This is a genomic window from Butyrivibrio sp. AE3009, assembly GCF_000420845.1.
Classification (GTDB): Bacteria; Bacillota; Clostridia; order Lachnospirales; family Lachnospiraceae; genus Butyrivibrio.
Genome location: NZ_ATVS01000011.1, coordinates 77,016 through 89,880, shown reverse-complemented (window position 1 = coordinate 89,880; position 12,865 = coordinate 77,016). Strand labels below are relative to the sequence as shown.

Below are 12,865 nucleotides of genomic sequence, written 5' to 3'. Positions count from 1 at the left end.
AGTTTAGTGAAGAAAATTGCAGTTATCGGCTGCGGTGCGGCCGGCATGATGGCGGCGCTGGCTGCCGCGAATAGCGGTGGTAGCGTCACTATTTTTGAAAAAAACGAAAAGCCCGGTAAAAAGATCTACATCACCGGCAAGGGCAGGTGCAATGTCACCAACGCCTGCGAGGTGGAGGACTATTTTAACTATGTTAAAAGAAATCCCAGGTTCCTCTACAGCGCTGTTTATGATTTTGACAACAGGGCCGTTATGGACTTTTTTGAAAGTAACGGCTGTAAGCTGAAGGTTGAGCGCGGAGACAGGGTTTTTCCCGTATCCGACCATTCTTCGGATATAATCAAGACACTGTACAATGCTGTGGTTAAGGCAGGCGTCACTGTGGTGTTTAATGCCAATGTCCTGTCGGTGGAGAGTAGCGGCGGCGTGGTTTCAGCCCTGACTTATTCAGTGGATGACGATCCCATAACCCGCGAGGAGTTCGACAGCATCATTGTATGTACCGGCGGAATGAGCTATCCTTCCACAGGTTCCACAGGAGACGGCTACAGGTTTGCCAAGGATGCGGGACACAGTATCAAGGAGCCTCTTCCCTCACTGGTTCCCTTCGAGGTAAAAGAGAGCTGGTGCAAGGATCTGCAGGGCTTGTCTCTTAAAAATGTGGGTCTCAAGCTCTTTTTATCTGATAAGGGCGACACTAAGGCCGGTAACGGGACCGGTGAGAACGGCGGATCCAAGAAGGCCAAGAAACCCAAAGCTGTGTATGACGGCTTTGGAGAGATGCTTTTTACCCACTTCGGTATCAGCGGTCCTCTCGTTCTTACTGCCAGCTGCCATTATGAGAAGGACAAGCTTGGCAAGGTGTTCATTGATCTTAAGCCTGCGCTTAATGAGGAACAGCTTGATAAGAGGGTCCTCAGGGACTTCGAAGAGGGACTTAACAAGCATTTTAAAAATGTGCTGGGAGGTCTTTTCCCATCGAAGCTTATCCCGGTTATGATAGAGCTGTCGGGCATAGATCCCGAGAAGCCCGTTCACGAGATCACCAAGGAGGAGAGACAGGCATTTGTTAAGCTGATCAAGAACCTGCCAATGGAGATCACAGGAACGAGAGGCTTTAACGAAGCAATCATCACAAGAGGCGGCGTCAACGTCAAGGAGATCAACCCTTCCACCATGGAGTCCAAGCTTGTTAAGGGACTGTATTTTGCGGGAGAGGTTCTTGATGTGGATACCGAGACCGGCGGCTTTAATCTTCAGGTTGCCTGGTCAACAGGGCATCTTAGCGGTGTTTCCGCAGCGGAAGAATAAAAATTTTTTACGAGGAGTTATATATTATGGCAAAGAGCATTGCAATTGACGGACCTGCAGGAGCAGGCAAGAGCACTATCGCCAAGATGGTTGCTAAGGAACTTGGATTTATTTATGTTGATACGGGCGCCATGTACAGAGCCATGGCCCTTTATATGATAAATAACGGTATCAAGGCAGAGGAGAGCGACAAGATCAGCGCAACCTGCCAAACTGCGGACATCACCATCAAATATGAGGATGGCGTTCAGGTAGTTTATCTTAACGGAGAGAATGTCAACGGACTTATCAGAACCGAAGCTGTGGGAAATATGGCATCTGCCAGCAGTGTTAACGGTGATGTGAGAAAAAAGCTGGTGGAGCTTCAGCAGAAACTTGCAGAGACCACGGATGTTGTTATGGACGGCAGGGATATCGGAACCGTGGTTCTTCCCGGTGCGGATCTTAAGGTATTTCTTACAGCAAGCTCAAGAGTAAGAGCAAAGAGACGTTACAAGGAGCTTACAGAGAAGGGCGTTGCCTGCGATATCGAGACCATCGAGAAGGACATCATCGACAGAGACTACAGAGACAGCCACAGAGAGAATTCTCCTCTCAAGCAGGCTGAGGATGCGATCCTTGTGGACTCTTCATATATGACCATAGAGGAAGTTGCCGGTAAGATCATAGAGCTCTATAGAGCTAAATGAGGAAAGAGAGGCTATATGGAAGTAGTACTTGCCGAACATGCGGGCTTTTGCTTTGGCGTAACCAAGGCAGTGGAAACCGTCTATGAGCAGATAGAAAAAAACAGTGGCGCGAATATTTATACATACGGCCCCATAATCCATAACGAGACTGTGGTTGCAGACCTTGAGAAAAAGGGCGTTAAGGTTATTAACAGCCAGGAAGAACTTGAAAATCTTCATGAAGGGATAATTATTATCAGATCCCACGGAGTTACTAAGGAAGTTCACAGGAAAATCGAGGAAAGCGGTCTGACGATCATTGATGCCACCTGCCCTTTTGTTAAAAGAATACATAAGATCGTGGCAGAAGAGAGCGAAAAAGGTCAAGGAATTATTGTTATAGGCAGCGCGGATCACCCGGAAGTAGAAGGAATTGTAAGCTATGCGGGGGACGATGTTTGGGTATGCGACAGCCGCGAAAGTGCCGAAAACTTCGACAAAAATAAGGATAAGCAATATACAGTTGTTGCGCAGACTACATTTAACAGAAATAAATTTAAAGAAAACGTTGAAATCTTTAAAAATAATGGTTACAATATTAATGTTGTGAATACAATATGCAATGCTACTGACGAAAGACAGTCTGAGGCGGAGAGGATCGCCCAGGGAGCTGATGCCATGATTGTTATTGGCGGAGCACACAGCTCCAATTCTAGGAAACTCTATGAGATATGTCAGCAGCGATGCAAATATACATATTTTATTCACACAACGGATGACCTACATCTGGAATTACCTGACACTACCAGAATTGTTGGGATTACCGCCGGGGCTTCAACCCCAAAGAACATTATTGAGGAGGTTCAGAATTATGTCAGAACAAACTTTTGAACAGATGCTTAACGAATCGTTCAAAACAATTCACACAGGGGAGGTTGTTGAGGGAACTGTTATTGACGTTAAGCCTGACGAGATAATCCTTAACATTGGCTATAAGTCCGACGGAATCTTGACTAAGAGCGAATACAGCAATGACAACAGCATTGACCTTACAACCGCCGTTAAGGTTGGCGATACAATGGACGTTAAGGTCCTTAAGACCAACGATGCAGACGGACAGGTCATTCTTTCGTACAAGAGACTTGCCATCGACAGAGGCAACAAGAGAATTGAGGAAGCCTTCAACAACAAGGAAGTACTTACAGCTAAGGTTGTTCAGGTACTTGAGGGTGGTCTTACAGTAGTAGTTGATGAAGTTAGAATCTTCATCCCTGCTTCACTTGTATCAGACAGCTATGAGAAGGATCTTTCCAAGTATCAGGATCAGGAGATCCAGTTCGTTGTAACTGAGTACAATCCTAAGAGACGCAGATATATCGGTAACAGAAGAATGCTTGTAACAGCTGAGAAGGCTGAGCAGGCTAAGAAGCTCTTCGATACCATCAAGGCCGGCGACGTAGTTGACGGTGTAGTTAAGAACGTTACAGACTTCGGTGCTTTCATCGATCTTGGCGGCGCAGACGGACTCCTTCATATCTCAGAGATGAGCTGGGGCCGTGTTGAGAGCCCTAAGAAGGTATTCAAGGTTGGCGATACAGTTAAGGTTCTTGTTAAGAGCATCGACGGAAGCAAGATCGCTCTTTCAAGAAAGTTCGACGACGAGAATCCTTGGAAGGATGCAACAACCAAGTATGCGGTTGGCAACGTTGTTAAGGGTAAGGTAGCCAGAATGACTGACTTCGGTGCATTCATCGAGCTTGAGCCCGGTATCGATGCACTCCTTCATGTTTCACAGATCGCTAAGGAACATGTTGAGAAGCCTTCAGATGTACTTAAGGTTGGCCAGGAAGTTGAAGCTAAGATCGTTGACTTCAACGAGGATGACAAGAAAATCAGCCTTTCAATCAAGGCACTCTTTGCACCTGAGCCTGCTGAGGAAGCAGCTCCTGCAGAGGATGAGGGCGATGTAGTTTCTGTTGATATCGACAAGGTAATCGCCGAGCAGGAAGATTAATTCCCACTTATATGAATATTATTGGCCGGTAGCGTAAGCTGCCGGCCTTTTTATATTGTGTGGGGTGAGGGGGGAAGAGGACGAGAGGACGAGCAAAGCGGCGGTGGCCGGGGGATGGGCTGATACAATAAAATTTTTGCTACCTTCGCTCAGTGATTTATTGCATTTCATCTAGGCGACCGGTCTCATTTCACCCTGTTCAGAACAGTCGACCGGTCACCTATCTGAAACGCTCATAAATCATCATCGCGGAGCTAATGACAAAAATTTTATTGCTGCAAGCCCTTCCCCGTCCTCATTAGACTTTCGGTCAATAGCCTCACATCGGAAGAGCCTTTTACGCCACTAATTTTGCGCTGCCTAAGACATAATTAGCAATATAAATTATCGATAAACTATTTATATATATTTAATTTTACATACAATTAGAACTTAAATATAATTAAAGTAGCTGTAATTATTATTGTGTGTAGGAGGGAAGTACATTCATGGAATACGATTACGAGTGGTTTAAAAAGGGTGTCTATGACCTCACCAAAATTGACCTTAACGCTTACAAAGAAAAGCAGATGAAGAGAAGAATCGATACACTTATCGGAAAGTATGAGGTTAAAGGTTATGACGGATTCCTTGCGCTGATCAAAAAAGACCGAGAGGCGCTTGATTCATTCGTTACTTACCTCACTATCAACGTATCTGAGTTCTTCAGAAACCAGGATCAGTGGAATCTTATGGACAAGGAGATGGTTCCCGAGCTTATGAATAAGTTCGGCAAGAATCTCAAGATCTGGAGCGCCGCCTGTTCCACAGGCGATGAGCCTTATACCATCGTTATGATGCTGTCCAAGCATATTCCGCTAAATCAGATAAATGTTTATGCAACGGACCTTGACGCAGTTGTACTTGCCAAAGCCAAGGCAGCCATCTACGACAAGAAGGAAGTTGCAGGCGTTCCCGAGGAGTTCAAGAAGAAATACTTCACAGAAACTCCCGACGGCAAAATGAAGGTATCCAGCGAGATCACATCCCGCGTAACCTTCAAGCAGGCAGACCTTTTAAGGGATCCTTATCCGAAGGATTGTCACCTTATCGTTTGCCGTAACGTACTTATCTACTTCACTGAGGAAGCTAAGGACGATATTTTCAGAAAGTATTATGCTAACCTTAAGCCCGGCGGAATCCTCTTTATCGGAAGTACAGAGCAGATTGTTAACTACAAGGATATCGGATTCGTTCGTAAGAATTCATTCTATTATGAGAAACCTATGAGCTAAGAATATAGCAATACAAGGGGCCGATTCTGAATCAGAACCGGCCCTGTTTTATTGCCTTATTTTATGCTTTTTACTTCTCGCCGAACACTTTTTTCTTAAGCATCTGACCTGTCGGCGTCGTCGCAAGTCCGCCACCTGCTGTCTCTTTCAGGGAACCCGGGAGTGCATTTCCAACCTCCCTCATGGCATCTATACATTCATCACAGGGGATCTTGGATCCGACACCCGCCAGCGCAATCTCAGCGCTGGAAAAAGCGATCATAACTCCCGAAGCATTTCTCTTGATACAAGGAATCTCCACAAGTCCCGCCACCGGGTCACAGACAAGTCCCATCTGACTGGAGAGGGCAATAGCGCAGGCATCTGCAGCCTGGTCCGGTGCTCCGCCCATGAGCTCTGTCATGGCGGCTGCGGCCATGGCTGAAGCGCTGCCGCACTCGGCCTGGCATCCGCCTTCTGCTCCGGCTATGCTGGCCTTGTTTGCTATTACCATGCCGAAGGCTCCGGCGGTAAACATGGACATGATCACATCCTTCTCATCAAGGCCTTTTTCCTCCATCAGGGAGATAAGGCACCCCGGCAGGATTCCGCAGCTCCCCGCAGTGGGGGCGGCCACGATCCTTCCCATGGATGCGTTGCATCCCGCAACGGCCAGGGAGCGGGCAATGGCTCCGGACATGAAACTTCCGCAGATACCGCCGTTATTCTTTTTGCTGTACTCGTTTACAAGATAAGCTTCGCCGCCGGTCAGGCCAGACATTGATTTCTGATCCTTTTTCATGCCAAAGACAACGGCTTCTTTCATTACCCTGAAACTGTCGGTCATCCGGGCATACAGCTCTTCTTCGGATATTTCCATGCTGCGGGCCTGATCCTCCAGAACGAGGCTGCTTATCTTGACCCTGGCGTTATCCGCAGCATCGGTCAGCTCTTTTATTGATTCATATTTAAGCATACAGGTACATAACTCCCATCATATTCTTCTTATCAGGATTGCATTGTCCACGCTCCTAAGGAGCTTGATATCTTCTATAAGATGCTCCGGAGGAACCCCGTCAATCTCAATTGTCATAATGGCATTTCCTCCCTTTTCCTCGCGGGAGAGCCTGAAGTTACAGATATTAAGGCTGGAATAAAAGAAATGCATGAAATTGGTAACCTTGGCGATTACACCGGGTTTATCCTTGTGCATGATAAGAAGCGTATTCTTTTCCCCGCTGAACTCAACCTTCATTCCGTTGATGCTGTCAACGCGGATGTTTCCGCCGCCGATACTGCAGCCCAGCACGGTTCCCGTCTCTCCCCCGGGGAGAGTGTAGTTGATAAGGGCAGTGTTGGGATGGGCGCCGGGTATATTTTTTTTGATAAAAGAGTATTTGATACCCCTGTCCCTGGCGATCTCCAGGGCATCCCTGATCTCCTCGGAATCAGAGTCAAAGCCCATGATGCCTGCCATCAGCGCTCTGTCTGTGCCGTGGCCTTTATAGGTCTGGGCAAAAGAACCGGATAGCGTAACTTCAACGCTTTCCGGCTTCTGTTCGTTCATTATTTTGTTTACTACACGGCCAAGCCTTACGGCTCCTGCGGTGTGAGAACTGGAGGGACCTATCATTACAGGCCCGATAATGTCAAAAACGTTCATAAATACTTCCTTTTGAATAAATCAAATGCTTATCCTGATCATGCATTAAGAATATGTGCTATCACATGGCAGGCGTAGAGACTCATGGCAAACCTGCTTTTTTTCATGTTCTCATTAAGATCAAAATAGTAGTCCTTATCTTCGTAGTCGGTTTTGAAGAAGGGAGAAAAAACAAGATCCCATTCCTTCAGATACTGACCGGCCTTGCGGGTATAGCAGTTGGATGGAGTGGCTTTTTCCCTGTAGGCCTTGTCAACGAAGCCTGCGATGGACTTATGTATAGCGGTATCTTCCCTGGGAAGATAGTAATAATCCTTGTAGTTGGCGTAGTAGTACTTAAGCTCAGCTTCATACAGTGGAACCCTGAGCGTAGCTTCATCGCCTTCTGCCTTGAAATAGCAGCCGTCGTAGTTGCCGGACAAAGAAGCGGGCAGTGCGATTGGAAGGGACAGCTTCATATAAACTTCCTTCTTCTGGCTGCCTTCATAATCCTTGTAATAATTGGCCTGAACCTTCCGAGCCTTAAGGGGCAGATGCAGGGCAAAATCATCCTCGTAATACTTAGAAGGGTCGATCTCTTCATCGGTTCTTACAGACAGTTTAGGGAGATTTTCGAACAGTTTAAAAAATCTCTCGTACAACAGCATCGGAAGAAGCTGGAACATGCCCTTGATATCCTCCTCATTGTGAAGAAGGAGGAGCCTTAAGTCCTCAGCATCTTTGGATTGTGCATATCTTTGATACACCGGAATCAGCTTGCCGCCGTCGTACTGATCCTCCCTGTTGATTCCAAGGTACAGCTCTATGGTCTTTTGCTTGCAGTCCGGGAGCCCCAACAGATTCTTGTATGGCGCGATCTTTCTGTAGATGTCAAAAGATTCCATCTGGTCCATAGGGCTCTTGAACAAATACTTCTCGTATTTATTTTCCAAAAAAGGAATATCAAATCTGTTGCCGTTAAAGTGCACCAACACTTTGAAATCCTTGGCAAAGGCGATAAAAGATGACAATACTTCAGCTTCCTGCGATACGTTCTCTGCAAAGAGCTGGCAGCTTCGCCAATGGTTCTTCTCATAATAGGCGAGGCCTATGCAGTACAGATCCGCAGTCTTGGCTGACAGACCGGTGGTCTCTATGTCAATGAACAATATCTCTTCTGAAGGATAACCTATTAATTCCGGAATTTTTGCAATGATCTCGTTGCCGTTAAATATCAGTTCCTCGCTAGTCTTTATCATACCTGCTCCACCCTTTCCGAAAGTCCCCTACCTTCATTATTCTATCATATTTGATGAGTCAATGGGGACGGTTCTTTGTGACTCACGAAGCGAGTCACAAAGAACCGTCCCCATTGACTCACAACCGCCCGTTGACTTACATCTGGCGAAATTGTCAGAAAAATTCTCATAAATGTGGAATTATTACACGAATATTAGTATACTAGAATATAGGTTATTGTTCGCTCCGAGGTTCTTCCGGAGCAAGTAATTCTAAAAAAATTCGAAAGAAGGGTAGGAAATGGCAAGAGGTACGTTTGAGGGTGGAATCCATCCGTACGAGGGGAAAGAACTGTCTAAGGACAAACCCATTAAGTCTGTGCTGCCAAAGGGTGAGCTGGTATATCCGTTATCCCAGCACATCGGTGCACCGGCCAAGCCCATCGTGGCTGTAGGCGATCATGTCCTTACAGGTCAAAAGATTGCGGAAGCAGGCGGATTCGTTTCTGCAAACATTTTTTCAACGGTCTCCGGAACTGTTAAGTCTATCGAACCAAGAAGACTTGCGACAGGCGCTATGTGCAGCAGCATCATAGTGGAGAACGATGAGAAGTACGAAGAAGTTGAGTTTAAACCGGCTAAGCCATACGAGGAGATGACCGCAGAGGACAAGATCGCGGCCGTCAGAGAGGCCGGCGTTGTCGGAATGGGCGGAGCAGGCTTTCCTACCGCGGTTAAGTTTGCCCCTAAGGAACCCGACAAAATCGATTATGTTATCGCCAATTGCTCAGAGTGTGAGCCTTATCTTACATCCGACTACAGACGTATGATAGAGGAACCTGAGCTTCTTTTGGAAGGTCTTAAGATAGCTGTCAGCATTTTCCCCAACGCAAGAGGTATTCTTGCCATTGAGGATAACAAGCCTGATGCCATCGCCAAATTCAAAGAATTAACCAAAGATGAAGAAAAGATCAGCGTAAAGGAAGTAAAGACCAAGTACCCTGAGGGTGCTGAGCGTATGCTTATTTATGCTTGTACCGGAAGAGAGATCAACTCTTCAATGCTCCCTGCGGATGCGGGCTGTATTGTGGACAACGTTGATACTCTTTGTGCTGTCTGCAGAGCAGTAAAAGAGGGCAGACCTCTTATGGAGAGAATCGTTACCATCACCGGTGACGCCATTGCAGAGCCAAGGAACTATAAGGTAAGGATCGGCACCAACTACCGCGAGCTCGTTGATGACGCCGGCGGTTTTGCTCACGAGCCTGCCAAGATCATTTCCGGTGGTCCCATGATGGGCTTCGCCATCTTTGATCTTGATGTTCCCACAACCAAGACTGCATCGGCTCTTACCTGCCTTACCAAGGATGCGGTATCCGAGCTTGAGCCTTCAGCCTGCATTAACTGTGCACGTTGCGTGGAGGTATGCCCTGAGAGACTTATCCCCAAGAACCTGGCAGATGCCGTTGAGCACAACGATGAAAAGACATTCCTTAACTACTACGGAATGGAATGCTGCGAGTGCGGATGCTGCAGTTACATCTGCCCTGCAAGACGTCAGCTTACTCAGCTCATCAAGGGCATGAGAAAGATTCAGCTGGCAAATAGGAAAAAGTGAGGGAGGACATCAATAAATGAGTGATTTAAGAAGAGTGTCATCCAATCCCCACGTTAGATCCAAGACAACCACTTCAAATATCATGATGTGGGTTGTTATTGCCCTGCTTCCTGCAGCTGGTTATGGTATCTACAATTTTGGTTTGGATGCGCTGATCATACTTTTGCTTTCTGTGGCTTCCTGCGTGCTTTCAGAGTTTATCTATGAGAAAGCTCTGCACAAGCCTGTAACCGTAGGTGATCTGTCAGCGGTGGTAACAGGTCTTTTACTTGGAATGAACCTGCCTTCCACAGTGCCGTGGTGGATCCCCGTTCTTGGCGGTGTTTTCTCAATAATCATGGTCAAGCAGATCTTCGGAGGTCTTGGACAGAACTTCATGAACCCTGCACTGGGCGGAAGGTGCTTTCTTGTAATTTCCTTCCCGGCCCTTATGACCAATTTCATCGTTCCCGATACCTATACCGGAGCTACACCTCTTGCTCTGCTAAAGAGCGGTGTTCAGCCCAATGTTATGGATATGCTTATCGGTAGAACAGCAGGAACCATCGGTGAGACCTCAATGCTTTGCATTGCAATAGGTGCAATGATACTGTTCGCAGTAGGAATCATCGATTACATTATTCCTTTTACCTACATCATCACCTTCGTGCTTTTTGTGGGACTGTTTGGCGGCTACGGCTTTAACTGGTCCTATATCTCCGCACATGTGGCAGGCGGCGGACTTATGCTTGGTGCCTTCTTCATGGCAACGGACTATGTTACATGTCCCATCACCACTAAGGGAAAATACATATATGCCTTTATACTGGGACTTCTCACCGGAATTTTCAGAATCTTCGGCGCCAACGCTGAGGGTGTTTCCTTTGCGATTGTAATCGGTAACCTTCTGGTTCCTCTCATCGAGAAGTTCACAATTCCGAGAGCCTTCGGAATCAAGAAAACTAAAAAGGAGGCGAAAAAAGCATGAACGATACAAAGAGCATGATCAAAAACGCCTTTATCCTTTTTGCTATAACACTTGTGGCCGGAGTTCTTCTGGGAATCGTATATCAGGTTACCAAGGACCCCATCGCTTATCAGGACAAGCTTGCGCAGGACAAGGCTAATCAGTCTGTTTTTGCATCCGCTCAGACCTTTGATGATCTTGATCTGGATCAGGCCGCAGCGGACAAGGTTGCCTCAGCTCATTCCGGAGTTACCATCGAGAGCGTCAAGGAAGCCAAGGATGCATCAGGTGCTTCCGCGGGATACGTTATTCAGGTTAAATCCAAGGGCTACGGCGACTTCATTCAGTACACCGTGGGCATTACCAAAGAAGGCAATATCAACGGTATATCCATTATCAGTATTGCTGAGACACCCGGACTTGGAATGAACGCAGAGAAGGTAGTTGCTCCTCAGTTTGTGGACAAGCAGGCTACTCAGTTCAGCGTAGTCAAGAACGGACAGTTATCGGATGCCGGCACCCAGATCGAAGCCATCTCAGGTGCAACCATTACTTCAAGAGCAGTTACAGAGGGCGTTAACGCCGCCGTTGAATACTTTGAAACCGCACTTGTGAAAGGAGGTAACTGATGAGCACAGAAGCTAAAAAAGGCGCTTTGGGCTTCAGAGCAGATACCCCGGGCGAAAGATTTTTTAACGGTCTCATTGCGGAGAACCCTACACTGGTCCTTATGATCGGTATGTGTCCCACCCTTGCCGTTACTTCATCGGCTATAAACGGCCTTGGAATGGGACTGGCAACTACATTTGTACTGGCACTTAGTAACGCAGTTATTTCAGCCCTTAGAAAGGTGATTCCCAACACCGTAAGAATCCCTTCCTTCATCGTTGTTATAGCTTCCTTCGTTACATTGGTTGAGCTTCTTATGAAGGCTTATGTTCCGGCACTTAACAAGGCGCTGGGCGTATATATCCCTCTTATCGTTGTTAACTGTATCATCTTCGGTAGAGCGGAGGCCTATGCCAGCAAGCACGGAATAGTTCCTTCCTTCTTCGACGGAATCGGAATGGGAATAGGCTTTACCTGCGCCATTACCGTTATCGGTCTTATCCGTGAGTTCATCGGAGCAGGAACTGCTTTTGATGTGCAGATCCTTGGTGAAGGCACAGTGGTTCCCGGTGCGGTTGGAGCTTTCCTTTCAACCTATAAGCCCATCAGCATCTTTATCCAGCAGGCCGGAGCTTTCATCGTTCTTGCTTTCCTTATCGCCATCATGAACAAGATAAAGATGAATCTGGCTAAAAAAGGTAAAGACACATCCAAGTTCGGACAGGGATGCTGCAGTTCCTCTGAGGAGGCCGCAGCAGATAAGATCCTTGCGGATAAAAAGAATGAGAAGGAGGCTGATTGATTATGGGAGAGACAATTGTTAATCTTGTGGGCCTTATGATAACAGCTTCGCTTGTAAATAACGTAGTACTTAGTCAGTTCCTTGGCCTGTGTCCTTTCCTGGGTGTTTCCAAGAAGACGGATACTGCCCTTGGAATGGGCGGAGCCTGCATTTTCGTTATTACACTGGCTTCACTGGTTTGTAGTCTGATCTACAAGTTTATATTAGATCCCTTGGATCTTTCGTATCTTAAGACCATAGTATTTATCCTTGTTATCGCCATGCTGGTTCAGTTCGTTGAGATGATCCTGAAGAAATACATCGTATCCCTTTATCAGGCACTGGGTGTATATCTTCCCCTTATCACAACCAACTGCGCAGTTCTCGGTGTTGCCCTCAACAACGTAACAGACGGCTACTATGAGAACCCTCTTACCAGCACACTGGTTGGTTTTGCAACAGCTGTTGGATTTACCATCGCTATCGTAATCCTGGCCGGTCTTCGTGAGAAGATGGAATACAACGATATTCCGGCACCTTTCAAGGGAATGCCTCTTGTACTTCTTACCTCAGGACTTATGGCTATTGCGTTTACCGGATTCAGCGCACTGAAATGAGCGATATAAGGAATGAGTAAACACAGTGTTGTGCTTGCACAAAACAATGTGTTTATGAAATGACTTAACGTACATGAGGAAGTAGGATGGTAATCTGGATTCCGAATGTACGTAGCATGACGAGAACGTAAGTGGAGTCATGCGTATATCGCGGAATAAAATATAAAG

The 12,865-nt window shown here is 46.7% G+C and carries 13 protein-coding genes; 10 read left to right on the top strand and 3 right to left on the bottom strand.

What is annotated here, in order from left to right; all coding sequences use genetic code 11:
• Window positions 1–6 precede the first annotated feature (6 nt).
• From G588_RS0107915 to G588_RS0107895, 5 genes are all read left to right on the top strand, one after another.
• Window positions 7–1,311 (top strand): NAD(P)/FAD-dependent oxidoreductase, encoded by a 1,305-nt coding sequence (locus tag G588_RS0107915; RefSeq protein WP_022778209.1) that lies wholly within the window; start codon window positions 7–9, stop codon window positions 1,309–1,311.
• A gap of 26 nt (window positions 1,312–1,337) precedes the next feature.
• Entirely contained in the window at window positions 1,338–2,000 is a 663-nt protein-coding gene (gene cmk / locus G588_RS0107910) for a (d)CMP kinase (protein WP_022778208.1), read from the top strand.
• Between the two features lie 15 nt (window positions 2,001–2,015).
• On the top strand, window positions 2,016–2,870 hold the full coding sequence (gene ispH, locus G588_RS0107905; RefSeq protein ID WP_022778207.1) for a 4-hydroxy-3-methylbut-2-enyl diphosphate reductase: 855 nt from the start codon (window positions 2,016–2,018) through the stop codon (window positions 2,868–2,870).
• The gene (gene rpsA, locus G588_RS0107900) at window positions 2,851–3,993 is read left to right on the top strand and encodes a 30S ribosomal protein S1 (protein ID WP_022778206.1); all 1,143 of its coding nucleotides are present in this window, start codon (window positions 2,851–2,853) and stop codon (window positions 3,991–3,993) included. The genes ispH and rpsA overlap by 20 nt, the downstream gene beginning before the upstream one ends.
• 488 nt (window positions 3,994–4,481) lie before the next feature.
• A complete protein-coding gene (locus G588_RS0107895) occupies window positions 4,482–5,267 on the top strand; it encodes a CheR family methyltransferase (protein WP_022778205.1) in 786 nt (261 codons plus the stop codon).
• A gap of 70 nt (window positions 5,268–5,337) precedes the next feature.
• On the opposite strand, the gene sdaAA is transcribed toward G588_RS0107895, so the two are convergent.
• Genes sdaAA through G588_RS0107880 form a run of 3 tightly spaced genes read right to left on the bottom strand, consistent with a single transcriptional unit; the run spans window position 5,338 to window position 8,147 of the window.
• On the bottom strand, window positions 5,338–6,222 hold the full coding sequence (gene sdaAA, locus G588_RS0107890; RefSeq protein WP_022778204.1) for an L-serine ammonia-lyase, iron-sulfur-dependent, subunit alpha: 885 nt from the start codon (window positions 6,220–6,222) through the stop codon (window positions 5,338–5,340).
• An 18-nt stretch (window positions 6,223–6,240) separates the two neighbouring features.
• Window positions 6,241–6,909 (bottom strand): L-serine ammonia-lyase, iron-sulfur-dependent subunit beta, encoded by a 669-nt coding sequence (gene sdaAB, locus G588_RS0107885; RefSeq protein WP_022778203.1) that lies wholly within the window; start codon window positions 6,907–6,909, stop codon window positions 6,241–6,243.
• 38 nt (window positions 6,910–6,947) lie between these two features.
• A complete protein-coding gene (locus tag G588_RS0107880; protein ID WP_022778202.1) occupies window positions 6,948–8,147 on the bottom strand; it encodes a ribonuclease H-like domain-containing protein in 1,200 nt (399 codons plus the stop codon).
• Window positions 8,148–8,427: 280 nt separating this feature from the next.
• On the opposite strand from G588_RS0107880, the gene rsxC reads away from it, so the two are divergent.
• Genes rsxC through G588_RS0107855 form a run of 5 tightly spaced genes read left to right on the top strand, consistent with a single transcriptional unit; the run spans window position 8,428 to window position 12,697 of the window.
• Window positions 8,428–9,744: an electron transport complex subunit RsxC gene (gene rsxC, locus G588_RS0107875; RefSeq protein WP_022778201.1), complete on the top strand. Its 1,317-nt coding sequence runs from the start codon at window positions 8,428–8,430 to the stop codon at window positions 9,742–9,744.
• A 16-nt stretch (window positions 9,745–9,760) separates the two neighbouring features.
• Window positions 9,761–10,711 carry an RnfABCDGE type electron transport complex subunit D gene (locus G588_RS0107870; protein WP_022778200.1) on the top strand — a complete coding sequence of 317 codons (951 nt, stop codon included), beginning with the start codon at window positions 9,761–9,763 and terminating at the stop codon, window positions 10,709–10,711.
• Complete coding sequence (locus G588_RS0107865; RefSeq protein WP_022778199.1) at window positions 10,708–11,319, top strand: RnfABCDGE type electron transport complex subunit G; 612 nt, start codon at window positions 10,708–10,710, stop codon at window positions 11,317–11,319. Before G588_RS0107870 ends, G588_RS0107865 begins: the two co-directional genes overlap by 4 nt.
• Complete coding sequence (rsxE, locus tag G588_RS0107860) at window positions 11,319–12,101, top strand: electron transport complex subunit RsxE (protein WP_022778198.1); 783 nt, start codon at window positions 11,319–11,321, stop codon at window positions 12,099–12,101. The genes G588_RS0107865 and rsxE overlap by 1 nt, the downstream gene beginning before the upstream one ends.
• A 2-nt stretch (window positions 12,102–12,103) precedes the next feature.
• Window positions 12,104–12,697, top strand: coding sequence for an electron transport complex protein RnfA (locus G588_RS0107855; protein ID WP_022778197.1), 594 nt, complete (start codon window positions 12,104–12,106; stop codon window positions 12,695–12,697).
• The last annotated feature ends 168 nt before the right edge of the window (window positions 12,698–12,865 follow it).